The 22,812-nt window shown below is 70.0% G+C and carries 23 protein-coding genes; 14 read left to right on the forward strand and 9 right to left on the reverse strand.

Going from position 1 to position 22,812, the window contains the following annotated elements:
* Positions 1 to 16: 16 nt before the first annotated feature.
* Entirely contained in the window at positions 17 to 1,135 is a 1,119-nt protein-coding gene (gene atzD / locus ABD927_RS17230) for a cyanuric acid amidohydrolase (RefSeq protein ID WP_345251079.1), read from the reverse strand.
* Between the two features lie 256 nt (positions 1,136 to 1,391).
* Complete coding sequence (locus ABD927_RS17235; protein WP_345251080.1) at positions 1,392 to 3,752, reverse strand: Tex family protein; 2,361 nt, start codon at positions 3,750 to 3,752, stop codon at positions 1,392 to 1,394.
* A gap of 60 nt (positions 3,753 to 3,812) precedes the next feature.
* Here ABD927_RS17235 and ABD927_RS17240 point away from each other — a divergent pair, with 60 nt between their 5' ends.
* Genes ABD927_RS17240 through yoaA form a run of 3 tightly spaced genes read left to right on the forward strand, consistent with a single transcriptional unit; the run spans position 3,813 to position 6,942 of the window.
* Complete coding sequence (locus tag ABD927_RS17240) at positions 3,813 to 4,622, forward strand: hypothetical protein (RefSeq protein ID WP_345251081.1); 810 nt, start codon at positions 3,813 to 3,815, stop codon at positions 4,620 to 4,622.
* Positions 4,619 to 4,819: a YdcH family protein gene (locus ABD927_RS17245; protein ID WP_425570288.1), complete on the forward strand. Its 201-nt coding sequence runs from the start codon at positions 4,619 to 4,621 to the stop codon at positions 4,817 to 4,819. The genes ABD927_RS17240 and ABD927_RS17245 overlap by 4 nt, the downstream gene beginning before the upstream one ends.
* Positions 4,816 to 6,942: a DNA repair helicase YoaA gene (yoaA, locus tag ABD927_RS17250; RefSeq protein ID WP_345251082.1), complete on the forward strand. Its 2,127-nt coding sequence runs from the start codon at positions 4,816 to 4,818 to the stop codon at positions 6,940 to 6,942. Before ABD927_RS17245 ends, yoaA begins: the two co-directional genes overlap by 4 nt.
* Positions 6,943 to 7,035: 93 nt before the next feature.
* On the opposite strand, the gene ABD927_RS17255 is transcribed toward yoaA, so the two are convergent.
* Positions 7,036 to 7,875, reverse strand: coding sequence for an outer membrane protein assembly factor BamD (locus tag ABD927_RS17255; RefSeq protein WP_345251151.1), 840 nt, complete (start codon positions 7,873 to 7,875; stop codon positions 7,036 to 7,038).
* A 127-nt stretch (positions 7,876 to 8,002) separates the two neighbouring features.
* On the opposite strand from ABD927_RS17255, the gene ABD927_RS17260 reads away from it, so the two are divergent.
* Positions 8,003 to 9,007: an RluA family pseudouridine synthase gene (locus ABD927_RS17260; RefSeq protein ID WP_345251083.1), complete on the forward strand. Its 1,005-nt coding sequence runs from the start codon at positions 8,003 to 8,005 to the stop codon at positions 9,005 to 9,007.
* Positions 9,008 to 9,222: 215 nt separating this feature from the next.
* Positions 9,223 to 10,002, forward strand: coding sequence for a peptidoglycan editing factor PgeF (pgeF, locus tag ABD927_RS17265; RefSeq protein WP_425570289.1), 780 nt, complete (start codon positions 9,223 to 9,225; stop codon positions 10,000 to 10,002).
* Between the two features lie 83 nt (positions 10,003 to 10,085).
* Here pgeF and ABD927_RS17270 read toward each other — a convergent pair whose 3' ends face one another.
* Positions 10,086 to 10,322, reverse strand: coding sequence for a hypothetical protein (locus ABD927_RS17270; RefSeq protein WP_345251084.1), 237 nt, complete (start codon positions 10,320 to 10,322; stop codon positions 10,086 to 10,088).
* A 266-nt stretch (positions 10,323 to 10,588) separates the two neighbouring features.
* Between ABD927_RS17270 and ABD927_RS17275 the strand changes: the two genes are divergently transcribed.
* From ABD927_RS17275 to ABD927_RS17305, 7 genes are all read left to right on the forward strand, one after another.
* Positions 10,589 to 12,280: a PHA/PHB synthase family protein gene (locus ABD927_RS17275; protein ID WP_345251085.1), complete on the forward strand. Its 1,692-nt coding sequence runs from the start codon at positions 10,589 to 10,591 to the stop codon at positions 12,278 to 12,280.
* A 47-nt stretch (positions 12,281 to 12,327) separates the two neighbouring features.
* Positions 12,328 to 13,065: an acetoacetyl-CoA reductase gene (gene phbB, locus ABD927_RS17280; protein ID WP_345251086.1), complete on the forward strand. Its 738-nt coding sequence runs from the start codon at positions 12,328 to 12,330 to the stop codon at positions 13,063 to 13,065.
* A gap of 110 nt (positions 13,066 to 13,175) precedes the next feature.
* Positions 13,176 to 13,742, forward strand: a complete 567-nt coding sequence (phaR, locus tag ABD927_RS17285) for a polyhydroxyalkanoate synthesis repressor PhaR (RefSeq protein ID WP_345251087.1) — start codon at positions 13,176 to 13,178, stop codon at positions 13,740 to 13,742.
* A gap of 116 nt (positions 13,743 to 13,858) precedes the next feature.
* Positions 13,859 to 15,241, forward strand: a complete 1,383-nt coding sequence (gene rimO / locus ABD927_RS17290) for a 30S ribosomal protein S12 methylthiotransferase RimO (RefSeq protein WP_345251088.1) — start codon at positions 13,859 to 13,861, stop codon at positions 15,239 to 15,241.
* Between the two features lie 145 nt (positions 15,242 to 15,386).
* A complete protein-coding gene (locus ABD927_RS17295; RefSeq protein ID WP_345251089.1) occupies positions 15,387 to 15,674 on the forward strand; it encodes a PsiF family protein in 288 nt (95 codons plus the stop codon).
* Between the two features lie 58 nt (positions 15,675 to 15,732).
* On the forward strand, positions 15,733 to 16,719 hold the full coding sequence (locus tag ABD927_RS17300; RefSeq protein WP_345251090.1) for a glutathione S-transferase family protein: 987 nt from the start codon (positions 15,733 to 15,735) through the stop codon (positions 16,717 to 16,719).
* A gap of 34 nt (positions 16,720 to 16,753) precedes the next feature.
* Positions 16,754 to 17,293, forward strand: a complete 540-nt coding sequence (locus tag ABD927_RS17305; protein WP_345251091.1) for a DUF2244 domain-containing protein — start codon at positions 16,754 to 16,756, stop codon at positions 17,291 to 17,293.
* Here the strand turns inward: ABD927_RS17305 and ABD927_RS17310 are convergent.
* The 5 genes from ABD927_RS17310 to ABD927_RS17330 form a co-directional block, all read right to left on the reverse strand.
* The gene (locus ABD927_RS17310) at positions 17,277 to 18,158 is read right to left on the reverse strand and encodes an alpha/beta hydrolase (protein WP_345251092.1); all 882 of its coding nucleotides are present in this window, start codon (positions 18,156 to 18,158) and stop codon (positions 17,277 to 17,279) included. The two genes, ABD927_RS17305 and ABD927_RS17310, sit on opposite strands and share 17 nt — an antisense overlap.
* Positions 18,159 to 18,325: 167 nt before the next feature.
* Positions 18,326 to 18,919, reverse strand: coding sequence for a class I SAM-dependent methyltransferase (locus ABD927_RS17315; RefSeq protein WP_345251093.1), 594 nt, complete (start codon positions 18,917 to 18,919; stop codon positions 18,326 to 18,328).
* Between the two features lie 56 nt (positions 18,920 to 18,975).
* Positions 18,976 to 19,719 carry an SDR family NAD(P)-dependent oxidoreductase gene (locus tag ABD927_RS17320; RefSeq protein WP_345251094.1) on the reverse strand — a complete coding sequence of 248 codons (744 nt, stop codon included), beginning with the start codon at positions 19,717 to 19,719 and terminating at the stop codon, positions 18,976 to 18,978.
* A 20-nt stretch (positions 19,720 to 19,739) separates the two neighbouring features.
* The gene (locus ABD927_RS17325) at positions 19,740 to 20,744 is read right to left on the reverse strand and encodes a tripartite tricarboxylate transporter substrate binding protein (RefSeq protein ID WP_345251095.1); all 1,005 of its coding nucleotides are present in this window, start codon (positions 20,742 to 20,744) and stop codon (positions 19,740 to 19,742) included.
* A gap of 65 nt (positions 20,745 to 20,809) precedes the next feature.
* The gene (locus ABD927_RS17330; RefSeq protein WP_345251096.1) at positions 20,810 to 21,649 is read right to left on the reverse strand and encodes an alpha/beta fold hydrolase; all 840 of its coding nucleotides are present in this window, start codon (positions 21,647 to 21,649) and stop codon (positions 20,810 to 20,812) included.
* A gap of 187 nt (positions 21,650 to 21,836) precedes the next feature.
* Between ABD927_RS17330 and ABD927_RS17335 the strand changes: the two genes are divergently transcribed.
* Together ABD927_RS17335 and ABD927_RS17340 are read left to right on the forward strand one after the other, a co-directional pair.
* Positions 21,837 to 22,328 (forward strand): hotdog family protein, encoded by a 492-nt coding sequence (locus ABD927_RS17335; RefSeq protein ID WP_345251097.1) that lies wholly within the window; start codon positions 21,837 to 21,839, stop codon positions 22,326 to 22,328.
* Complete coding sequence (locus ABD927_RS17340) at positions 22,325 to 22,810, forward strand: FAS1-like dehydratase domain-containing protein (protein WP_345251098.1); 486 nt, start codon at positions 22,325 to 22,327, stop codon at positions 22,808 to 22,810. Before ABD927_RS17335 ends, ABD927_RS17340 begins: the two co-directional genes overlap by 4 nt.
* Positions 22,811 to 22,812: the final 2 nt, after the last annotated feature.

Raw genomic sequence — 22,812 nt, forward strand, 5'->3', positions numbered from 1 at the left:
AAAAGGGGAAGGGCGCTCAGCGGCGGGCGATCACGGCCACCGGGCCGCCGCCGTCGGGGCCCTGGTGCTCGGCGCCGCCGGACACGAACAGCTGGGTGTCGCCGAATACGCCGGCCAGCACGCCGCCCACCAGGGCGCGGGCGTGGCGCGAGGCGTGGATGTCGCTGTCGTCGAGCATGACGTGGCGGCGGCCGCGGATCAGGCCGTTGCAGGTGGGTTCGGCCTTGGCCAGCACGGCGGCCACGCGGGCGCGGTCGGCATCGGCCAGGCGCAGCCCGGCGCGCAGGCCGACCTGCTCCAGCGCCTGCGCGACGGCGTCGACGTCGATCGGGTCCTGCATCACGCCGTGGCCGATCGCCAGTTCGCCGGCCCAGGCGCGGCTGTTGCCGAGCACCATCACCTGGTTCTCCATCAGTTCGATGCCGGCCGAGGTGCTGGCGCGGCCGGAATACAGGTCGGGCCGGGCGCAGACGGCGCCGTCGCCGAGTTCGCCTTCGCGCACTTCGCCCAATGCCAGCGCCACGCCCAGCGCCGAGGCGCCGCGCGAATAGCCCATCGACAGGTAGGTGTCGCCGGTGGCCACGTCCCGGCCGCGCGCCGCGGCCGCCTCGATGCGGGCCTTGGTCAGCAGCGGGCACTTGACCTGCACGTAGTGCACGTCGGCGGCCGAGTCGATGCCGGCCTGCCGCATCGCAGCGGCCACGGCGTCGGCGGTGGCGCGGATCTGCGGCAGGCGGCCGATTTCCTCGGGCGCGAAGGGGCGCGTCATCGCCACGCCCACGGCCAGCGCGGGCAGGGCGGCGGCCGGCGTGCCGGCCGGCGCCTCGCGCACTTCGAACACCAGCCAGTGGGGCGACAGCCCGCCCTCGGTGCCGCCCGACATGACGATGGCCACGTCGCGGCCCACGGACTCCACGCTGCGGCCGGACCAGGCGGCGATGCCCTGTTTCAGGGCCAGGCTGGCGAAGCCGCGGGTGAAATCGTTGACGCAGCCGTTGCCTTCGGTCTTGCCCAGCACCGCGACGATGCCGGCGGGGTCGAGCTCGCCGCGGCGGACGGCGGCTTCCATCGCGTCCAGGTCGTCCGGCGCGGACGCGGCGAAACGATGGACGAAAGCTTGGCGGACGGTGGGCATGGCGCTGGCGTGCTCCTGGCTGAAATCGCGTTCTGCCGGTTCTTCGGCGCTGCGTGTTGCAGCGCAAGAAAAACCGCGGATGTCAGGCACTCTACGAAGAGCCAGCGTTTCGGACCAGCGCTAAAAAATGGACGGAGCGCTGCAAAAAACGCAGCGCTCGGGGGTGGCCCGCCCCGCCTGTGAGGAGCGGCGTGGCGTCGCCGCCGGTCGCGAAGACCGGGATGCGGTCGCGCCGGCCCACGCGGCCAGCGCGGGATCAGCGCTTGAGCTTGGCGAACGCCGCCGCCATCGCGCCCTGCGGCGCGGGTTCCTCGCGCCGGGCCGGCCGCCGGCCGCCCTGGCCGCCTCCGCCCCCGCCGGCCGCCTCGCCGCCGCGCCGGGCCGGCGCCGCGTCGTCGCTCATCCGCATGGTCAGCGCGATGCGCTGGCGCTGCAGGTCCACCTCCAGCACCTTCACCGTGACGGTCTGCCCCACGCGCACCACGTCGCGCGGATCCTTGACGAATTTTTCCGACAGCGCCGAGATGTGCACCAGCCCGTCCTGATGCACGCCGATGTCGACGAAGGCGCCGAAGTTGGCCACGTTGGTCACCACGCCTTCCAGTACCATGCCGGGCAGCAGGTCCTTCAGCGTTTCCACGCCTTCCTTGAACGAGGCGGTCTTGAACTCGGGCCGCGGGTCGCGCCCGGGCTTTTCCAGCTCGCCGAAGATGTCCTTGACCGTGGGCAGGCCGAAGCGCTCGTCGGTGAACTGGGCCGGCGACAAGCCCTTGAGCGCCTCGCGGTTGCCGATCACCTTGCGGATGTCGGCCTGGATCTTGGCCAGGATGCGCTCGACCACGGGATAGGCCTCGGGGTGTACCGCGGAACAGTCGAGCGGGTTCTCGCCATTGGCCACGCGCAGGAAGCCGGCGGCCTGCTCGAAGGCCTTGTCGCCGAAGCGCGGCACGTCCATCAGCCTGGCGCGCGACGCGAAGGCGCCGTGCTGGTCGCGCCAGGCCACGATATTGCGCGCCAGCGCCGAGTTCAGGCCGGACACCCGCGTCAGCAGCGCGGCCGAGGCGGTGTTGACGTCGACCCCGACCGCATTCACGCAGTCTTCCACCACGCTGTCGAGCATGCGCGCCAGTTCGCGCTGGTCGACGTCGTGCTGGTACTGGCCGACGCCGATCGATTTCGGGTCGATCTTGACCAGCTCGGCCAGCGGATCCTGCAGGCGCCGCGCGATCGACACCGCGCCGCGCAGGCTCACGTCGAGGTCGGGGAATTCGGCAGCGGCCAGTTCGGATGCCGAATAGACCGAAGCGCCGGCCTCCGATACCACGATCCGCGTCAACCCGAGCTCCGGGTGCCGCTTCATCAGGTCGGCGGCCAGCTTTTCGGTTTCGCGCGAGGCCGTGCCGTTGCCGATCGCGATCAGCTCGATGCGGTGGCGGCGGGCGATCTGCGCCAGGGTGTGCAGCGAGCCGTCCCAGTCGCGGCGCGGCTCGTGCGGGTAGATAGTGGCGGTTTCCAGCAGCTTGCCGGTGCGGTCGATGGCCGCCACCTTGACGCCGGTGCGGATCCCCGGGTCCAGGCCCAGCACCGCCTTCGGGCCGGCCGGGGCGGCCAGCAGCAGGTCTTTCAGGTTCATGGCGAACACGCGGATCGCCTCGGCCTCGGCCTGTTCGCGCAGGCGACCGATCAATTCGGTCTCGAACGACGACAGCAGCTTGACCCGCCATGTCCAGCGGCAGACTTCGCCCAGCCATTTGTCGCGCGGGCCGGCGGCCGGCGCGAACAGCCCGTCCAGCCCCAGCACGGCGGCGATGCGCGCCACGCAGGGATGAGGCAGTTGCGCCTCCAGTTCGGGATCCAGGCCCAGGCGCAGTTCCAGCACGCCTTGCTGGCGGCCGCGCAGCAGGGCCAGCACGCGGTGCGAGGGCAGGGTGCGCAGCGGTTCGCTGAAATCGAACCAGTCGCGGAAATTGGCGCCTTCGGCTTCCTTGCCCTCGGCCACCTTGGAGTAGACCAGGCCGGTGCCCCACAGGTGGCCGCGCAGGTTTTCCAGCACGTCGGCGTTCTCGGCGAAACGCTCGGTCAGGATGTCGCGCGCGCCGTCGAGCGCGGCCTTGGCGTCGGCCAGGCCGGCTTCGGCGTTGACGTAGCCGGCCGCCAGCGCCTGCGGATCGGCCGAGCGGTCGGCCAGGATGGCGTCGGCCAGCGGCTCCAGGCCGGCCTCGCGGGCGATCTGGGCGCGCGTGCGGCGCTTGGGCTTGTACGGCGCGTAGAGGTCTTCCAGCCGCTGCTTGGAATCGGCCGCCTGGATCGCTTCGCGCAACTCCGGCGTGAGCTTGCCCTGCTGGTCGATCGAGGCCAGGATGGCGGCGCGCCGGCTTTCCATGTCGCGCAGGTATTCCAGGCGCAGTTCCAGGTTGCGCAGCACGGTGTCGTCCAGCCCGCCGGTGGCTTCCTTGCGGTAGCGGGCGATGAACGGCACGGTGGCGCCGTCGTCGAGCAGGGCCACGGCTGCGCCGATTTGATCCGGGCGGGCGCCGAGTTCCTGCACCAACTGGGCGATAATACGGGATTGGGCTTGGGCGTCGAGCGCGCCGTTCGGGTCGGTGACCATCGACATCGAGTCCGTCCTGCCTTGACCTTGAAATTGAAGCCGCGGATTTTGCCACATTCGTTCCTCATGCCCAGCACTCCGTTCCACCCCGGCGCGCCGCGCAGCGCCCGCCGCGCCCTGGCCGCCGCGCTGATCGTCCTGGCGGGCTGCGCGCTGCCGGCTGGCGGCGCCCGGGCCCAGGCCGAGGCCGGCGCGCCAGCCCCGGCGATGCACCAGGTCCAGGCCGGCGCCACGGCGCCTGCCGCAGCACAGGCGCCTGCCGCGCCCGGGTTCGCGTCGGTCGAAGCCGCCCAGGCGGCCGAAAACGCCGCCCGCGAAGCGCACCGGCAGGCCGTCGACAAGTACCAGCGCGACGTCGCGCAGTGCATGAACAAGTTCTTCGCCAACCACTGCAGCGACCAGGCGCGCGAGGCGCGCGACCGTGCCGTGGCGCAGGCCGACGCCGACCGCCTGCGGGCCGACCGTTACCTGCGCGAGGCCCGCTCGCGCGAGCGGCGCGCCAAGCTGGCCGAAGAAAACGCCCAGCGCGACGCCCGCAACGCCGAACGCGCCGCCAGCCGCCGCGAACAGGCCGCCGGGCAGCCCGCGCCGTCGGCCCCGCCCGAAGGCCCCGTCCCGCCCCAGGGCACCCCCAGGCAAGGCGACCGCCAGCTGCCCGGCCCGCGCGCGGTCGACGATCCCGAGGTGCGCGCCCGCAACCGCGAGGCCTACGCCCGCAAACAGGAAGAGGCCCGGGCCGACGCCGAAAAGAAGGCCGAGCGGCGCAAGCAGGCCGAGGCGCGCCGCGCCGAGCGGCGCGCGCTGCGCGAAGCGGAAGCGGCCAGGCTGAGGGGCGAGGCGCCCCCGGCGCCGCCCAACCCCGATACGGTCAAATGATGGAAGCCCAACTCGTCGTCCAGCGCATTGCAGCGCTGCAGTCCGAACACCGCGATCTCGACGCCGCCATCGACCGCCTGGCGGCCGATCCGGCGGTCGACGAGCTGATGCTGCGACGGCTGAAGAAGCGCAAGCTGCAGATCAAGGACCAGGTCGTCGCGCTGCAGATGCGGCTGGTGCCTGACATTCCCGCATGACCGCCGACGAGATCGCCGCGCTGTTCGCCGAGGCCGGCCCGCTGGCGCGCGGGCTGCCCGGCTACCGGACCCGGCCGCAGCAGGTCGAGCTGGCCCGCGCCATCGCCGAGACGCTGGAAAATCGCGGCACGCTGGTGGCCGAGGCGGGTACCGGCACCGGCAAGACCTTCGCCTACCTGGTGCCGGTGGTGGCGGCCGGCGGCAAGGTGCTGGTTTCGACCGGCACCAAGACGCTGCAAGACCAGCTTTTCGCGCGCGACCTGCCGGCGGTGCGCAAGGCGCTGGCGCTGCCGGTGGTCGCCGCGCTGCTGAAAGGCCGGGCCAACTACCTGTGCCGCCACCACCTGGAGCGCACGCTGGCCGACGGCCGCCTGGGTTCGCGCTTCGAGGCCGCGCAGTTGCGCCGCATCGAGGAATTCGCCGGCCGCACGCGCAGCGGCGACAAGGCCGAGCTGGCCGACGTGCCCGAGAACGCCGACATCTGGCACCGCGTCACCTCCACCCGCGACAACTGCCTGGGCTCCGACTGCCCGTCGTTTCGCGACTGTTTCGTGATGCAGGCGCGCAAGAGCGCCGCCGAGGCCGACGTGGTGGTGGTCAACCACGCGCTGTTCCTGGCCGACCTGGCCCTGAAAGACGAAGGCATCACCGACCTGCTGCCGGCCGCCGACACCGTGGTGTTCGACGAGGCGCACCAGCTGCCGGCGGCCGCCACGCGCTTCCTGGGCGAATCGGTGTCGTCGCACCAGCTGCTCGATTTCGCCCGCGACGCCACCGCGGCCGGCCTGTCGCACGCGCGCGAAAGCGCCGACTGGCCGCTGCTGGCCCAGGCGGTGGAACGCGCCGCCCTCGATTTGCGGCTGGCCTGCGCGCCGATCGAAAAGGCGCCCGGCCAGCGCAGCACCTTCGATGCCTTGCCCGACGCCGGCGCCTTCGAGCGCGCGGTGGAGCAGGCCATCGCCGCCGTCCATACCCTGGGCCGCACGCTGGCCGCGGCCGGCGCGCGCCATCCCGACCTCGACCTCGTCGCCAAGCGCGGTCCCGACCTGATCGCGCGGCTGGGCCGCTGGGCCGAGGCCCATGCCGAGCCGCTGCCGCGCATGTCGGATACCGACAGTGCCTGGGACGAGCCCGCCGCAGCGTCCGGCAGCCATGATGGCGGCGGTACGGCCGGCGTTGGCAACCGCGATGCCGAGGACCGCGCGGGCGGCCGCGGCAACGGCGCCGACGACCGCGCCGGCGGCCACGCCGACGACGGCTGGGTGCGCTGGGTCGAGGCCGCCAACGGCCACGTCCGCCTGCATACCGCGCCGCTGTCGGTAGCCGAAGCCTTCTCGCAATACCGGCCCGGCGGCCAGGCCTGGATCCTGACCTCGGCCACGCTATCGGTGCACGGCGATTTCTCCCATTTCACCCGCCAGCTGGGGCTGCGCGACGTGACCACCGGCCGCTGGGAATCGCCGTTCGACTACGCCGCCCATGGCCGCCTGTTCGTGCCGCACGGCGTGCCGGCGCCGCAGGATCCGCGCTTCACCGAAGGCTTCGTCGAGGCGCTGCTGCCGGTGCTGGCCGCCAGCCGCGGCTCGGCGCTGGTGTTGTGCACCACGCTGCGCGCGGTCGACAAGGTGGCCGGCCTGCTGGCCGAGGCCTTCGAAGAACGCGGCTGGGACTGGCCGCTGTTCCGCCAGGGCGAGCGTTCGCGGCGCGAATTGCTCGAGCGCTTCCGCAGCAGCCCGCACGCGGTGCTGGTGGGCAGCGCCAGTTTCTGGGAGGGCATCGACGTGCCCGGCGACGCGCTGACGCTGGTGGCGATCGACAAGCTGCCGTTCGCGCCGCCCGACGACCCGGTGCTGGACGCCCGCATCCGCGCCTGCCGCGAGCGCGGCGGCAATCCCTTCTTCGAATATCAATTGCCCGAAGCCGCCATCGCGCTGAAACAGGGCGCCGGCCGGCTGATCCGCAGCGAGCGCGACTGGGGCGTGCTGATGGTGGGCGACCGCCGACTGGTCGAGAAACCCTACGGCAAGCTGCTATGGCGCGGCCTGCCGCCGTTCCCCCGCACGCGCAACCTCGACGACGTAACCGCCTTCTACGCAGAACGCGTAGAGCAGGCGTGCCAGTAAGACCGGCCCATCCAGGGCACCGCGGATCCGGCTCCGCCGGTCCGCCAGTGCCGCCCCTTGAGGGGCGCGCCAGGCGCGTAGGGGGGCCAACCCCTACCAGATTTGCCACCAGGCGGTCTTGGGCTTGCCGAAGCCGTTCTTCATATAGGTGCTGTCGGGATAGTTCGCGTTCAGCACGCGCGCCGCGTCGTCGCGCAGCTTGTCCATGCCGAGCCTGTCGTAGCCCTGGACCATGATGTAGAGCGCCTCCTCCACCGCCGGCGCGCCCTGGAAGTCGCGCACCGCCGTCTGCGCCCGGTTGACCGCGGCCACGTAGGCGCCGCGCTCCAGGTACATGCGGGCCACGTGCACCTCGTTCATCGCGATCGAGTTGACCAGGTAGTTCAGCCGCAGCCGCGCGTCGGGCGCGTAGCTGCTGTCGGGAAAGCGCGCCACCAGGGTCTTGAAGGCCTCGAACGATTCGCGGGCGCCCTTCGGGTCGCGCTCGCTGGGATCCTGCCGGGTCAGGCTGGAGAGCATCGCGCTCTCCTGGTAGAAGTTGATCAGGCCTCGCAGGTACAGCATGTAGTCCAGATTGGGGTGGTTCGGATGCAGCCGCTCGAAGCGGTCGATCGCCGCCAGCGCCTGGGCGTTGGAGCCGTCCTTCCAGTAGACGTAGGCGATGTCGATCTGCGCCTGCTGGGCATAGACGCCGAACGGATAACGCGATTCGAGCTTTTCCAGCAGCTTGGACGCCTGCGTCCAGTTGCCGGTGCTCATCTCGTCCTTGGCCTCCTTGTACAATCGCTCGGCGCTCCAGCCGACGGTTTCGTCGTATTCCTTGCCGTTCGAGGCGCACCCTGCCAGCAGGGCAATGGCCAGCGCGCAGGCCAGGGCGAATGCGAAACGCAGGGCGCGGGCCTGCCAGCCGGCGCCGGTGCCGGCGGACGGCATCGAGAGAGTGTCGGCGGTTGTATCGAACTGCATGGCGGGATTCCTCACCGGTTGGCCGGTCCCGATTGACCGGTCCTGATTGATCGCTCCGATTATATTCGCCCCGGCCGCCAGGCCCATGCATTCCATGCCAGACCATCCTGCCCCCGACCCCGAATTCCAGGATGCCGAGCCGCTGCTGCTGCCGCTGCCGGCCGACACGCGCGCCGACCGCCTCGACAAAGTCCTGGCCCGGCTGCTGCCGGCCCATTCGCGCAGCCGCCTGCAGGGCTGGATCGAGCGCGGCGGCGTGCTGGTCAATGGCGAGGCGGCCACGGTGCGCCGCATCGTCGGACCCGGCGACGCGCTCACCGTGTGGGAAGAACCCGACCCGCAGGCCCGCGCCTTCGCGCCGGAGCCGGTGCCGTTCCCGGTAGTGGCCGAAAGCGCGGAATGGATCGTGGTCGACAAGCCGGTCGGCCTGGTGGTGCACCCCGGCGCCGGCAACTGGCAGGGCACGCTGCTCAACGGCCTGCTGTACCGCTATCCCGAACTGGAACGGGTGGCGCGCGCCGGGATCGTGCACCGGCTCGACAAGGACACCTCCGGCCTGATGGTGGTGGCGCGCACCGACACCGCGCAGACGGCCCTGGTGCGCCAGCTGCAGGCGCGCACGGTGGGGCGCCGCTACGTGGCGCTGGCCGGCGGCCACCTGCGCGGCGAAGGCACGATCGATCGCCCCATCGGGCGCGATCCGCGGGTGCCGGTGCGGATGAGCGTGGATCGCCCGACCGCCGCCAAGCCGGCCATCACCCACTACCAGGCCGTGCGCCGCGGCACGCTGGGCGCGGCGATGCCGGTGACCGAGATCCACTGCCGGCTCGAAACCGGCCGCACCCACCAGATCCGCGTGCACCTGGCCAGCATCGGCCATCCGCTGCTGGCCGACACGCTGTACGGCGGCAAGCTGGTGGCGCCGGCGGCGCGCCAGATGCTGCACGCGCGCCGCCTGCGCTTCGACGACCCCGCCACCGGCGAACCGGTCGTCTTCACCGCCGAGCCCCCGGCCGACATGCAGGCGGTGATCGACGCCATTGATTGGCAGGACGACGCGGCGCGGGACGACGTACGGGACGAGGACAGGGAGGATTGACGGCCCCGGCCTGCGGCTCTGGCTGGGCGTCCTGCCCTGGAGGTCTGGCCTGGAGGCCTGGGCTTGACGGCCCGGCCTGGCGGCCGGACGGGGAGATGCCGGGCCCGGCGCCCTGGCGAACCCACGCGGCGGGCCCCGCGCCAAGGCCCCCCGCGGCCGGACATGATAGCGTTATGCCATGCGTGCAGAGCGCGCCCGCACTATGGAGGACCGCTATGGAACCCGCGACATCGCCCGCTCCCGGGAGCCCGCTACTGCTGCCGGGGCCGGCCTGGCCCGGCGTGCGGATGGCCTGCACCACCCGCGCCGGCGGCGCCAGCGCCGGGCCGTTCGGCGGCTTCAACCTGGGCGCCCACGTGGGCGACGAGCCGGCCGCGGTGGCGGCCAATCGTGAACGCCTGCAGCGGCTGCTGCCGGGCGCCCCGCGCTGGCTCGAGCAGGTGCACGGCACCGCGGTGGCCGACGTCGACGCCTTGCCGGCCGACGCGGTGCCGCGGGCCGACGCCGCCGTCACGCGCCGGCCCGGCACGGTGCTGGCCATCATGACGGCCGACTGCCTGCCGGTGGTCATCGCCGACGCCCGTTCCAGCGTGCTGGCCGTGGCCCATGCCGGCTGGCGCGGGCTGCTGGCCGGCGTGCTCGAACAGGCGGTGACCGCGATGGCGGTCGGGCCCGGCGTGCCGGTCCGCGCCTGGCTGGGGCCGGCCATCGGCCCGCAGGCCTTCGAGGTGGGCGACGAGGTGCGGGCGGCTTTCGTGGCCGAAGACCCGGCCTGCGCCTGCGCCTTCGCCGCCACCGGCGGCCACGACGCGCAAGGCGCGCCCAAGTGGCTGGCCGACCTGCCGGCCCTGGCGCAGCATCGCCTGCGGCGCGCCGGCGTGGGCGTGGTGGTCCACAGCGGCCTGTGCACGGTGGCCGAGAGCGACCGCTTCTTCTCCTATCGCCGCGACGGCCGCACCGGCCGCTTCGCCACGCTGGCTTGGCTGGAGGCGTAGCCCGTGGCCTTCATGCGCCTGCACGGCGCCTGCACGGCTGTTTCCCGAGGGGATGCGGCCGGCTGGGGCGGCCCGGCGGCGGCCTATCGTGCTTCCGGCGGCGCGGCGCGAGCGGCGCGCTCGCGCGCCAGTGCCTCGGCCTCGAGCGCCAGCCGGCGCCGGCGGCGGGCCGGCGCGAGCATCAGGTAGAGCACGATGGCCAGCGGCAGCAGCCCGTAGAACAGCAGCGTGCCGATGCCGGCCAGCACCGAGTCCTGCGCGAGGGACATCAGCACCGTGACATAAAGCCAGCCGATGGCGACCAGAAGTGTGACGTGCATCAAAAGCGGCCAGGGAAAATCGAGGGACGATACCGCTAATCTACCAAACCCGGCCTGCCGGCGAACGACTTCCAAATCGGGGCGGAGCCGCCCCACGGCTGCGCGTAAAACCGTGTTTTGCGCACCACCATGGGGACGCAAGCGGCCCGCGCCACATGGCCGTGCAGCCCGATTTGACACGCGTTGCCGCGCTTATGCACTATTGGGCTATAGCGACATCGACACGACCAAAGGCGTTCGTAGTGAGTCATTCCGAAGTGGATTCAATGAACCCCTTGGCGTGGGCGCAGGCCTGGCAGCGCGCGCTGGGCCCTGCGGCGCAGGCCGTGCCCCCCTCCTTCGCGCTGCCTCCGGGCGCGGCCCCCGCCGCCTTCCCCGCGGCCGCGCCGCCGGCCGAAGAACTCGTTCGCATCCAGCAGGATTTCGCCCATGACTGGGCAGGATTGTGCAATGCAGCATCGCGTGGCGAACTGGCGCCGATCGACGATCCGCGCTTCGCCGGCGAGGCCTGGCGTGCCAGCCCGCACAATTTCATCGCCCATGCCTACCTGCTGTCGGCCCGCACGCTGCGCCGCATGGCCGACAGCGTCGACGCGCCGGAAAGCCTGCGCGCACGGCTGAACTTCGCGCTGATGCAGTGGATCGAGGCCATGGCGCCGTCCAACTTCCTGGCCTTCAACCCCGACGCCCAGCGGCGTTTCGTGGAGTCCGGCGGCGAAAGCCTGCAGCACGGCATCGCCAATCTGCTGGGCGACCTGCGCAAGGGCCGCATCTCGCATACCGACGAGTCCTCGTTCGGCGTGGGCGAGAACCTGGCCGTCACCGAAGGCAGCGTGGTGTTCGAGAACCCGCTGTTCCAGCTGATCCAGTATGCGCCGCGCACCCCCAAGGTCCACGCGCGGCCGCTTCTTATCGTGCCGCCCTGCATCAACAAGTTCTACATCCTCGACCTGCAGCCCCACAACTCGCTGGTGCGCTTTGCGCTGGAGCAGGGCGTGCAGGTGTTCCTGATGTCGTGGCGCAATCCGCTGCCGGGCGAGCCCGACGGCCTCGACCACGCCGGCTGGGACGACTACGTGGAAGAGGGCGTGATCCGCGCCATCGACGTCACGCGCGAGATTTCCGGCCAGCGCCAGGTCAACGCGCTGGGTTTCTGCGTGGGCGGCACGCTGCTGGCCACCGCGCTGGCCGTGCTGAAGGCGCGCCGCCAGAACCGCGTGGCCTCGCTCACGCTGCTGACCGCGCTGCTCGACTTCAGCGACACCGGCGTGCTGGAGGTCTTCATCGACGCCGCCCAGGTCCAGCTGCGCGAGCAGCAGTTCGCCCGCGGCGGCCTGCTGGCGGCGCGCGAGCTGGCCGGCACCTTCGCCTTCCTGCGGCCCAACGACCTGGTCTGGAACTACGTCGTCAACAACTACCTGAAGGGCGAGGCGCCGTCGCCGTTCGACCTGCTGTACTGGAACGCCGACAGCACCAACCTGCCGGGGCCGCTGTACGCCTGGTACCTGCGCCATACCTATCTCGAGAACAGCCTGCGCGTGCCGGGCCGGCTGACCGTGTGCGGCGTGCCGCTCGATCTGACCCGGCTCGACCTGCCGGCCTATGTGTACGGCTCGCGCGAAGACCACATCGTGCCTTGGACCTCGGCCTACGCCTCCACCGGCATCCTGCGCGGGCCGACCCGCTTCGTGCTGGGCGCCTCCGGCCACATCGCCGGCGTCATCAACCCGGCCTCGCGCAACAAGCGCAGCTACTGGGTCAACGACGCGCCGGCCGACGGCGCGCAGGCCTGGCTGGCCGGCGCGCAGGAAAAACCGGGCAGCTGGTGGACCGACTGGTCGCAATGGCTGCGCGCGCGTTCCGGCGCGCTGGCGGCCGCGCCCAAGGGGCCCGGCAGCGCCAGGCATCCCCCGATCGAACCCGCGCCCGGACGCTACGTGCGCGCCCGGGCCACCTGACGCTACCGCGGCGGGCCCGGAGCCGGCCGCACACCAAGGAGGACATCATGGCAGGAAAAATTGCTTACGTGACGGGCGGCATGGGCGGCATCGGCACCGTCATCTGCCAGCGCCTGGCCAAGGCCGGCTTCACCGTGGTGGCCGGCTGCGGCCCCAGCCGCAACGCCGTCCAATGGCTGGAGGAACAGTCCGCGCTCGGCTATCGCTTCCATGCTTCCACCGGCAACGTGGCCGACTGGGAATCCACCCGCGCCGCCTTCGCCAAGGTCAAGGAAGAGCTGGGCCCGGTCGACGTGCTGGTCAACAATGCCGGCATCACGCGCGACGGCATGTTCCGCAAGATGTCGCTCGACGACTGGCGCGCGGTGATCGATACCAACCTCAACAGCCTGTTCAACGTTACCAAGCAGGTAATCGACGACATGGTCGAGCGGCGCTGGGGGCGCATCATCAACATCAGCTCGGTCAACGGCCAGAAAGGCCAGTTCGGCCAGACGAACTACTCCACCGCCAAGGCCGGCATCCACGGCTTCACCATGGCGCTGGCACAGGAGGTGGCCTCCAAGGGCGTGACCGTCAACACCGTATCGCCCGGCTACATCGGAACCGACATGGTGCGCGCGATCCGCCCCGACGTGCTGGAGAAGATCGTCGACACCATCCCGGTCAAGCGCCTGGGCACGCCGGACGAGATCGGCTCCATGGTCGTGTGGCTGGCCTCCGACGACGCGGGCTTCGCCACCGGCGCCGACTTCTCGATCAACGGCGGCCTCCACATGGGGTAAGCACCAATGCGGGTCGCGCAAGCGAGGGCGCGGCTTGGACTACACTTGGCTGCGGACATGGGGCTTGGCCCCATGCTGCTTCGTAGGATAGGTGAGCTTTGGGGGCAGGCATGGCGCAGCAAGGTGGGGCCGGTAAAACAACGAGACTGATCAAGAAATATCCGAATCGCCGGCTGTACGATACCCAGACCAGCACGTACATCACGCTGGCCGACGTCAAGCAGCTGGTGCTCGAGACGGCCGAATTCCAGGTGGTCGACGCCAAGTCGGGCGAGGACCTGACCCGCAGCATCCTGCTGCAGATCATCCTTGAAGAAGAAACCGCCGGCGCGCCGATGTTCACCTCGGGCATGCTGGCGCAGATCATCCGCTTCTACGGCCATGCCATGCAGGGCATCATGGGCGCCTACCTGGAAAAGAACATCCAGGCCTTCATGGAGATCCAGAACAAGCTGGGCGAGCAGTCCAAGAGCCTGTACGGCACGCAGTTCGGGCCCGAGGCCTGGGCGCAGTTCATGAACGTGCAGACGCCGATGATCCAGAGCATGATGAGCAACTACATCGAGCAGAGCAAGAACCTGTTCGTGCAGATGCAAGACCAGATGCAGAACCAGACGCGGTCCATGTTCACCACCTTCCCGTTCGCCCAGCCGCCGAAAGAGCCCGAGCGCAAATAGCGGCCGCGGCGCCGCCGCGACAGTCCGGCCGGCGCGGTGGCCGCAGGGCGCCGCCGCCCGGTAAAATGGCGGATTGCCCTTTACCTGCCGGCCGCGCCAGCGCGGCCGCCCCCGCGATGCCCTCCGTATTGCAAGAAAACCTGTCGGCCGATGCGCCCCGCATCGGCTTCGTGTCGCTCGGCTGTCCGAAGGCCCTGTCCGATTCCGAGCAGATCCTGACCCGGCTGCGCGCCGAAGGCTACGACACGTCCAAGACCTATGAAGGCGCCGACCTGGTCATCGTCAACACCTGCGGCTTCATCGACGACGCCGTCAAGGAGAGCCTGGACGCCATCGGCGAGGCGCTGCAGGCCAACGGCCGGGTGATCGTTACCGGCTGCCTGGGCGCCAAGAAAGAGGCCGACGGCAGCGGCGTGATCGAGAAGATCCATCCCAAGGTGCTGGCCGTGACGGGCCCGCACGCCGCCCACGAGGTGATGGAAGCCGTCCACACCCACCTGCCGCGGCCGCACGATCCGTTCAGCGATCTGGTGCCGCCGCAGGGCGTGCGGCTCACGCCGCGCCACTACGCCTACCTGAAGATTTCCGAAGGCTGCAACCACCGCTGCAGCTTCTGCATCATCCCGTCGATGCGGGGCGACCTGGTTTCGCGGCCGATCCACGAGGTAATGCGCGAGGCCGAGAACCTGGTCAAGGCCGGCGTCAAGGAACTGCTGGTCATCTCGCAGGACACCAGCGCCTACGGCGTCGACCTCAAGTACCGCACCGGCTTCGTCGACGGCCGCGCGGTGCGTACCCGCATGACCGAACTGGTGCGCGAGCTGTCGCAGCTGGGCGCCTGGGTGCGGCTGCACTACGTCTACCCCTATCCGCACGTGGACGAAGTGCTGCCGCTGATGAACCAGACCCACGCCGGCGGCGGCCGCGTGCTGCCTTACCTCGACGTGCCGTTCCAGCACGCCAGCCCGCGCATCCTCAAGCTGATGAAGCGGCCGGCCTCGTCCGAGCGGAACCTGGACCGTATCCGCGCCTGGCGCGCGATCTGTCCGGACCTGACCATCCGCAGCACCTTCATCGCCGGCTTCCCCGGCGAAACCGAGGCCGAATTCGAAGAGATGCTCGACTTCCTGCGCGAGGCCGAGCTCGACCGCGTGGGCTGTTTCGCCTATTCGCCGGTGGAAGGCGCCACGGCCAACGAATTGCCCGACCCGGTGCCCGACGAGGTCCGCGCGGCGCGCCAGGCGCGGTTCATGCAAGTGCAGGAGGCCATCTCGCGCAAGCGGCTGGCGCGCAAGGTCGGCAAGACGGTCAAGTGCCTGGTGGACGAGGCCGGGCCGGACGGCGGCGTGGCGCGATCGATGGCCGACGCGCCCGAGATCGACGGCAAGGTATTCATCGCGCCGGCCGACAAGCCGTGGAAGCGCTACAAGACCGGCGACATCGTGTCGGTGCGCGTGGCGCGGGCCGATGCGCACGATCTGTGGGGGTCGGTGGCGTAGCAGGGCGCGCCGCGCGGCCTGATACAAACTGTACGAACTGCCCGCTCGGCGCGGCCTACGCCATATGGACGACCTTGGGCAGCGAGCTTACACTTCGCTCCGATTCCGCGCCCCGCGCGGAACGTCGACCTCTCGGAGCCCCGAAATGAAGAAGCTGCTGGCCCTGGCAATCTCCCTTTCCTTCGGTTTCGCCGCCGCCCCCGCGCTGGCGCAGAACAGTCAACAGAGCAAGATGACGACCTGCAACGAGCAGGCCAAGGGCAAGACGGGAGACGACCGCAGGGCGTTCATGAAGCAGTGCCTGTCGGCCAGGGCATCGGCCAAGGCGGGCACGCAGCAGGAAAAAATGACCCTCTGCAACAAGGAAGCCGCGGGCAAGACGGGCGATGACCGCCGCGCCTTCATGAGCGAGTGCCTGCGCAAAAAGAGCTAGGAGCCGCCACGGGGAAGGGCCGCGCTATGATGGCCGCTTCCCCTCCCGGGAGCATCCCATGGGATTCTTGCAGAATGGCCGCTGGATCGGGCAGACCGTCGGCGCCGCGTCGGCCGGGGGCGAATTCGAGCGCCCGCCGTCCGTTTTCCGCAACTGGATCACCGCCGACGGCAGCGCCGGGCCTACCGGCGAAGCGGGCTTTCGCGCCGAGGCCGGCCGCTACCATCTGTACGTGAGCCTGGCCTGCCCATGGGCGCATCGCACGCTGATCTTCCGCCGGCTCAAGGGGCTGGAGGCCATGATCCCGGTGTCGGTGACGCACTGGCACCTGGGCGCCGACGGCTGGTCGTTCGAGCCGGGCGAAGGCGTGGTGCCCGATACGATCAACGGCAAGCGGCTGCTGCGCGAGATCTACACGCTGGCCGATCCGGCATGCTCCGGCAAGGTCACGGTGCCGGTGCTGTGGGACACGCGGCGCCGCACCATCGTCAGCAATGAATCGGCCGACATCATCCGCATGTTCAACAGCGCCTTCGACGCGCTGGGCGCGCGGCCGGGCGACTACTACCCGCAAGCGCTGCGCGGCGAGATCGATGGCCTGAACGAACGGATCTACGCCACCGTGAACAACGGCGTCTACCGCGCTGGCTTCGCCACCAGCCAGGCCGCCTACGAGCGCGCGGTGGGCCCGCTGTTCGAGACGCTGGACTGGCTGGAGGCGCGCCTGGCCGGCCGCCGCTACCTGTGCGGCGAGCGCGTCACCGAGGCCGACTGGCGCCTGTTCACCACGCTGCTGCGCTTCGATGCCGTCTACGTGGGGCACTTCAAGTGCAACCTCAGGCGGCTGGTGGACTATCCGGCGCTGTGGGGCTATGCGCGCGAGCTGTACCAATGGCCCGGCGTGCGCGAAACGGTGGATTTCGGCCACATCAAGCGCCATTACTACGGCAGCCACCGGCAGATCAATCCGTCCGGCATCGTGCCGGCCGGGCCGCTGCTGGATTTCGGGGCGCCGCATGGACGCAGCCAGGCCGGCCGCGGATGAGATAATGGCCGCAGCGCGCTGCAGCAGTCTTCCCATGGCACAGTTCACACGGCTCGATCCCCGGTCAACGCCGGCCGCCCATCGCGGGCCGTCCGGCGACGCCGGCGCGCCTGCCGCGCGGCAATGGACGCTGAAGCGGAACTGCTCGCTGTCGCCGCGGCAGGTACTGGCCATCTACGGTTCGCTCACCACGCTGTCGCTGACCTTCGCCACGCTGTTCGCATGGAAGGGGCTGTGGATGGTGCTGCCGTTCTCCGTGCTCGAAAACGGCCTGTTGGGCGCCGCGCTGCTGTACTACGCCCGCCACGCGCTCGACCGCGAGACGGTGCGCATCGAGGGCGACCGGGTGGTGGTGGAAGTGCTGCGCAGCGAAGGCACGACCCGCCACGATTTCAACCTGGGCTGGGTCCACGGCCATTGGGGCGGCCGCCGGGGCGACACGTTCTGGCTCCAGCAGGGCGCGGACAAGGTGGCGGTCGGCACCCAGGTGGGCGTGGCGCAGCGGCGCGCCTTCGCGGCCGAATTCCAGCGCGCGCTGCGGCGGCGCCGGGCCGGCTTCACCGAAAGAATCTGACGAACCAATCGTAGGTATCGTCGGGCGCTTCTTCCGGCACGTAATGGCCCGATTCCGTGGCGGCGCCGGTCACGGGCAGTTCGGTCCGCTCCTGCCAGATGGAAAGCACGTCGCCCTTGCCGGCCACCGCGCCGTGCCGGCCCCACAGCACCAGCAGCGGCGCCTTGACCATGTTGCCGCGTTCGATGTCGGCGTTGTCCAGTTCCAGGTCGATGGTGGCGCAGGCGCGGTAGTCCTCGCACGAGGCGTGGATGGTCTTCCAGGTGAAGCAGCGCACGTATTCGTCGAATACTTCCTTCGGGAAGAAGTCCAGCCCGCGGCCGTTCTTGGACAGCTTGAAGCGCATGAACCAGTCGGCCGGCACGCCGGCCATCAACTGCTCGGGAAAGGGCGCGGGCTGGATCATGAAGGTCCAGTGCCAGGAATCGGTCGCCCATTTCTTGTCGACGTGCGTCCAGACGTACTGGCTGGGCAGGATGTCGAGCACCGCGGCCTTGAGCACGCGTTCGGGATGGTCCAGGCACAGGCGATGGGTGGTGCGCGCGCCGCGGTCGTGGCCGGCCACGTAGAAGCGGTCGAAGCCCAGCGCCCGCATCACTTCCACCTGGTCTTGCGCCATCGCGCGGAACGAATAGTTCTCGTGGCGCGGGCCGCCGTCTTCCGGGCCGACGCTGTCGCCGTAGCCGCGCAGGTCGGTGGCGACCACGGTGTAGCGCTCGGCCAGCCGGTTGGCGATCCGGTGCCAGGTCACGTGGGTGGCCGGATTGCCGTGCAACAGCAGCAGCGGCGGCCCGCTGCCGCCGTGGCGCAGGTGGATGCGCGCGCCGCTGGTCTCGATGTCGGTGGTGGTGAATCCTTCGAACATGCCGCTCTCCTTGCGTTCGCCCGCACGGCCCGGCGGCGGCGAGGGCGCCATTATGTGGCGGCGGCGCGCGGCGGGGAAATTCGCAATTCGGATGAGCTTCCGCGGAAAATGATGAGGCGTTTGCGATCGGCCTGCGCCAGGCAATATGGCGCGCGGCCCGGCCGCGTTCACGCGTTCGTCTTGCGCACGATCACCCGATGCACGGTTTTTCCCGACGACGCGCTGACTTCTTCCGCGTCCATCAATATCTCGTGGCCCGCGCACTCGTCCAGCACCAGCGACGCATCGAACGCCGAGTACAGGCGCCGGTGCCTGTCGCGCTGGGCGGTGCCGGCGGTGACGCGCCAGCTCAGGTAAAGGTGTCCCCCGGCGCGCAGGATCTGCAGCAGGCGCCGGACGGCGGGGCCGATCTGCGGCGGGTCCAGGTGCATGATGACGGTTTCGCACAGCACGTTCTGGAAGCGGGCGGAGCCGATGCCCGGCAGCCCGGGCAGCGCGGACTGTTCGAAGCGCAGTTGCGGATGGCGCCGGCGCGCTTCCTGCAGCAGGGCGGAAGAGGCGTCGTAGCCGATGGCGTCGAAGCCGTGGCTGGCCAGCCACGCCACGTCGCGGCCGGCGCCGCAGCCGACGTCGGCCGTGGGGCCGGGCGTGAAATGGCGCGCCAGCAGCGCGTACATATCGTCCGGGGCAGGTTGGGCGAGCCAGTCGTCGGCGAAGGCGGCGGCCTGGCGGTCATAGGCGGACAGGGTGGCGGGATCCATGGCGCGGTGCCGTGTCGTGAAGGGGCCCGGCGTTGCCTAGGGCGGACGCCGCCATATTACATCCGCACCGCCGAAGCGCCGCCATCCATCGTGATGATGGCCCCGAGCATGTGGTTCGCGCCCGGGTCGAGCAGGAAGTTCATGACGGCCGCGACGTCGGCCGGCGTGGCGATCCGGCCCAGCGGAGGCAGCGTGCTGCCGCCCGCCTTGTACGAATCGCCGGCGTCCGCGCCCTGGCGCATTTTGCGGACGAAGTCGGTGTCGACCGCGCCCGGGGCGATGCCGTTGACCAGCACGCCCGGCGCCAGTTCGCCGGCGAAGGTGCGCGTTAGCGCGTCGAGCGCCGCCTTGGTGGCCGCGTAGGCGCCGCCGTGGATCTTGGGCCGCAGCGCCGCGACCGAGGACAGGAACACGATGCGCGACGGATAGTCAGCGCTGGCGGCGGCGCGCAGCATCGGCGCCGCGGCCCGGGCGCACAGGAAGGGGCCGCGCACGTTGACCGAGAAGATCGCGTCGAAGGCTTCGATGGCCATGTCTTCCAGCGCGCCCACCTTCAGGATGCCGGAGCAGACGATCAGCGCGTTGATCGCCGGCGCCGTCCGGCCGATTTCCGCGAAGGCGCGCTGCACGTCGCCGGCGTCGGTCACGTCGCAAATCAGCGGCATGACGCCCGGGTCGTCCGTTTCCAGGCGGTTCAGGTCGAGCCCGAATACGCGCCAGCCCCGCGCGCGCAACTGCCGCGTGCATTCGCGTCCGATGCCGCCGCCGGCGCCCACGACCACCGCGTGTCTTTCCTGCATGTCGGATCCTTTCGCGTTCTCTAGTTGATTGCGATGTGCGCCGATTGCGCCAGGGCCTTGTACTTCGTGATCTCCTGCCCGATGCGCTGCCCGAACTCGTCCGGCGAGGAGGGCGCCGCCTGCGCCGACTGCGCCTGCATCCAGTCCCGCACCTCCGGCGTCCGCAGCACGGCGTTGATCTCGCGGTTCAGGCGCTGCACGACGGGCGCCGGCATGCCCGCCGGGCCGATGATGCCCCACCACACGGCGTTGCTCTTCCACTGGGGATAGCTTTCGGCGATGGTGGGAATGTCGGGCAGCACCGGGATGCGGGTCGGGTTGTCGATGGCCACCGCCTTCAGGCTGCCGTTCCTGATCTGCGGCAGCGCCGACGCCACGGTGTTGACCAGCACCTGCACGTGCCCCGACATCACGTCGTTCATGCCATTGCCGGCCCCCTTGTACGGGATGTGCGTCATCGTGATGCCGGCCGTTTCCTGGAAGATCTCGCCGGTGAAATGATGGATCCCGCCCAGGCCCGACGAGGCGTAGGTGAGCGGCTCGGCGCGCCGCGACTTCGCCAGGGCCACCAGCTCGGCCAGCGACTTGACGCCCAGACCCGGCCATACCGCCAGCACGTTGGGGCCGGTGCCCAGCAAAGCGACCGGCGTGAAGCTCTTGACGGGGTCGTAGGGCAGCTTGTGGTACACCGCCGGATTGGTGGTGAAGGCATTGGAAATGATGAGCAGCGTGTAGCCGTCCGGCGCCGAGGTCGAGACGAATTCGCTGCCGATGATGGAGTTGGCGCCGGCCTTGTTGTCGACCACCACCGATTGCCCCAGCCGGGGGCCGAGCTTGCTGGCGACGTAGCGCGCCATGATGTCGTTGCTGCCGCCGGCGGCGAACGGCACGACCAGCCTGACCGGCTTGTCGGGAAAGCCCGCCGCATCGCCTTCGGCGCGCGCGGCAGGCGCGCCGCCCAAGGCGCAGGCGGCAAGCGCGGACATCATCAGGCGCCGGGCGAGGCCCGGTATGCAATGAATCATGTTTCATCTCCTGTTTTCTGTTTTGCTGCGCGAGGCGGCTCCCTGCCTCCGGGTACTGCGCGTGGTCAATCCGCGGCGTCCAGCATTCGCTGCAACAGCGGGTTGAATTGCTCGGGGTTCTCGAACGGCAGCCAGTGGCCGCCGTCGATGTAGGCGGCCTCGCGCAGGCCCAGTCCGGACACCACTTCCTGCAGGCGCGGGAATTGGTCGCGGTAGGCATAGTCCTGGCGGCCCCAGATGCCGTAGGCCGGCCGCGTCCATGAGGGCGCGGTGCGCACCAGGTAGTCGGTGCGGGCCAGTTGCCGGTTCTTGATGCGGTCGCGCGGCGCGCTTTTCTTCTGGACCAGGATCGCCAGGTCGTCGATGGTCGACGGGTCGTGCAGCATCATCGCGTTCAGGTTGAAGCGGACGATGCGCCGGCGTTCCTCCGGATCGGTCACGCCCCGCAGCGGCTGCAGCGGAGCGGGGCCCTGGAACAGACCCAGCGCGGAGGCGCTCACCAGCACCAGGCGGTCCAGGGCGGCGGGCGGCTCGGCGGCGATCGCGGTGGCCACCAGGCTGCCGAACGAGAACCCCACCAGGGCGAAGCGCCGGTCTCCCAGCAGTTCGCGGATGCCGTCGCGCACCAGCGGCGCCAGTCCGTCGGCATCCACCTTGCCTTCGAACGGTACGTCGGAATCGCCGAAGCCGGGCATGTCGGGCACCCACACTTCCTGCCGCGCGGACAGGGCGCCCAGGTTCCGGATCCAGTGCATCCAGCTGCCGGCGCCACCGTGCAGCAGCACCACGGGGCGGCCTTCGCCCCATTTGCGCCAGACCATTCTGCCGTCTCCCCAGGAGGTTTCGAAGCGGCGCGCGCTGTTCTCGAACGTTTCGATCAATTGAGTTGCCTGGGCCGTATCCATCCTTTCCTTTCCCTGGGAGCGAGATTCTGTACTTTATGATAGTTACATACGAATAGTATGTACAATTAGAATGATAAGTCATGGGTTGCCGGCCGGTCAAAGCCCGGATCGGCTTGACATACGATGTTTTCTTAAATAATCATAATTGTACGTATCAATAGTACTTTAAACGGAGAAGGAAGAGACCATGCGCAAGCTGGAATACGAGACGCCGGACCCGCTCTGCTTCGAGGATTTCGAGGAAGGGATGTGCCTGGGCCCGGTGGAGAAGGGACCGATGATGGTCGGCCACCAGGTCCGCTGGGCCGGCGCCTGCGACAACTATCACCACGAGTTCCACCACGACGAATACGTCGCCAAGGCGCAGGGCCTGCCGGGCATCCTGCTGTCCGGGCCGCTGATGGCCTCGATGCTGTTGACGGAAACGACGCGCTGGCTGGGCGTGTTCGCCAGGGTCAGCCGCTATGTGGACCGCAACGTCGCCAACACCATGCCGCGCGACGCCGCCACGGTGCGCGGCGTGGTCAAGCGCAAGTTCGAAGAAGAGGGGAAGGCGCTGGTGGAGATCGAATGCTGGATCGAGAACCAGGATGGCGTGAAGACCACGACCGGGACGGTGGCCGCGGAACTGCCGCGCCGCGTCGAGATCGCCGGACGCCGCGCAGGGAGCCTGGCATGAACGCCACGCCGACACCCGCGGAACTTTCCGACGCCGAAGTCGAACGCTTCCTGGCCGGCATGGTGGGGCCGGCGGGCAGGCCCGAGCGCATGGCCATCGAAGCCGGCGCCGCCAGGCGGATGGCGCTGGCGCTGGACAATCACGACCCCGTCCACTACGACCGCGAGGTGGCGCTGTCGCGCGGCTACCGCGGCGTGGTCGCGCCCTGGCCGCTGCTGTGGCTGGTCTATTTCACCTGCAACGATCCCGACGTCCACCACGATTTCCCGTTCGGCAAGGCGCTCGTCCACGGACAGGACGGCTACGAGTTCTTCGAGCCCATGATCGTGGGCGACGTGGTCACCATGCGCATGGAAATCGTCGAGGCCCGGCTCAAGCACGGGAAGTCGGGCCGGCTGGGGCAGATCGTGGAACGGCGCAGCTTCGTCAATCAGTATGGCCAGCTGTGCGCCAACCTGACGACGACCCTGTTTCGCCGCTAGCG

It is taken from the genome of Pigmentiphaga soli, from assembly GCF_039541095.1.
In the GTDB taxonomy this organism is placed as follows: Bacteria; Pseudomonadota; Gammaproteobacteria; order Burkholderiales; family Burkholderiaceae_B; genus Pigmentiphaga; species Pigmentiphaga soli.

Excerpts from the sequence above, each read along its gene's own strand:
- atzD (WP_345251079.1), bottom strand. The coding sequence starts at position 1,135 with ATGCCCACCGTCCGCCAAGCTTTCGTCCATCGTTTCGCCGCGTCCGCG.
- ABD927_RS17235 (WP_345251080.1), bottom strand. The coding sequence starts at position 3,752 with ATGTCGATGGTCACCGACCCGAACGGCGCGCTCGACGCCCAAGCCCAA.
- ABD927_RS17240 (WP_345251081.1), top strand. The coding sequence starts at position 3,813 with ATGCCCAGCACTCCGTTCCACCCCGGCGCGCCGCGCAGCGCCCGCCGC.
- ABD927_RS17245 (WP_425570288.1), top strand. The coding sequence starts at position 4,619 with ATGATGGAAGCCCAACTCGTCGTCCAGCGCATTGCAGCGCTGCAGTCC.
- yoaA (WP_345251082.1), top strand. The coding sequence starts at position 4,816 with ATGACCGCCGACGAGATCGCCGCGCTGTTCGCCGAGGCCGGCCCGCTG.
- ABD927_RS17255 (WP_345251151.1), bottom strand. The coding sequence starts at position 7,875 with ATGCCGTCCGCCGGCACCGGCGCCGGCTGGCAGGCCCGCGCCCTGCGT.
- ABD927_RS17260 (WP_345251083.1), top strand. The coding sequence starts at position 8,003 with ATGCCAGACCATCCTGCCCCCGACCCCGAATTCCAGGATGCCGAGCCG.
- pgeF (WP_425570289.1), top strand. The coding sequence starts at position 9,223 with ATGGAACCCGCGACATCGCCCGCTCCCGGGAGCCCGCTACTGCTGCCG.
- ABD927_RS17270 (WP_345251084.1), bottom strand. The coding sequence starts at position 10,322 with ATGCACGTCACACTTCTGGTCGCCATCGGCTGGCTTTATGTCACGGTG.
- ABD927_RS17275 (WP_345251085.1), top strand. The coding sequence starts at position 10,589 with ATGAACCCCTTGGCGTGGGCGCAGGCCTGGCAGCGCGCGCTGGGCCCT.
- phbB (WP_345251086.1), top strand. The coding sequence starts at position 12,328 with ATGGCAGGAAAAATTGCTTACGTGACGGGCGGCATGGGCGGCATCGGC.
- phaR (WP_345251087.1), top strand. The coding sequence starts at position 13,176 with ATGGCGCAGCAAGGTGGGGCCGGTAAAACAACGAGACTGATCAAGAAA.
- rimO (WP_345251088.1), top strand. The coding sequence starts at position 13,859 with ATGCCCTCCGTATTGCAAGAAAACCTGTCGGCCGATGCGCCCCGCATC.
- ABD927_RS17295 (WP_345251089.1), top strand. The coding sequence starts at position 15,387 with ATGAAGAAGCTGCTGGCCCTGGCAATCTCCCTTTCCTTCGGTTTCGCC.
- ABD927_RS17300 (WP_345251090.1), top strand. The coding sequence starts at position 15,733 with ATGGGATTCTTGCAGAATGGCCGCTGGATCGGGCAGACCGTCGGCGCC.
- ABD927_RS17305 (WP_345251091.1), top strand. The coding sequence starts at position 16,754 with ATGGCACAGTTCACACGGCTCGATCCCCGGTCAACGCCGGCCGCCCAT.
- ABD927_RS17310 (WP_345251092.1), bottom strand. The coding sequence starts at position 18,158 with ATGTTCGAAGGATTCACCACCACCGACATCGAGACCAGCGGCGCGCGC.
- ABD927_RS17315 (WP_345251093.1), bottom strand. The coding sequence starts at position 18,919 with ATGGATCCCGCCACCCTGTCCGCCTATGACCGCCAGGCCGCCGCCTTC.
- ABD927_RS17320 (WP_345251094.1), bottom strand. The coding sequence starts at position 19,719 with ATGCAGGAAAGACACGCGGTGGTCGTGGGCGCCGGCGGCGGCATCGGA.
- ABD927_RS17325 (WP_345251095.1), bottom strand. The coding sequence starts at position 20,744 with ATGATTCATTGCATACCGGGCCTCGCCCGGCGCCTGATGATGTCCGCG.
- ABD927_RS17330 (WP_345251096.1), bottom strand. The coding sequence starts at position 21,649 with ATGGATACGGCCCAGGCAACTCAATTGATCGAAACGTTCGAGAACAGC.
- ABD927_RS17335 (WP_345251097.1), top strand. The coding sequence starts at position 21,837 with ATGCGCAAGCTGGAATACGAGACGCCGGACCCGCTCTGCTTCGAGGAT.
- ABD927_RS17340 (WP_345251098.1), top strand. The coding sequence starts at position 22,325 with ATGAACGCCACGCCGACACCCGCGGAACTTTCCGACGCCGAAGTCGAA.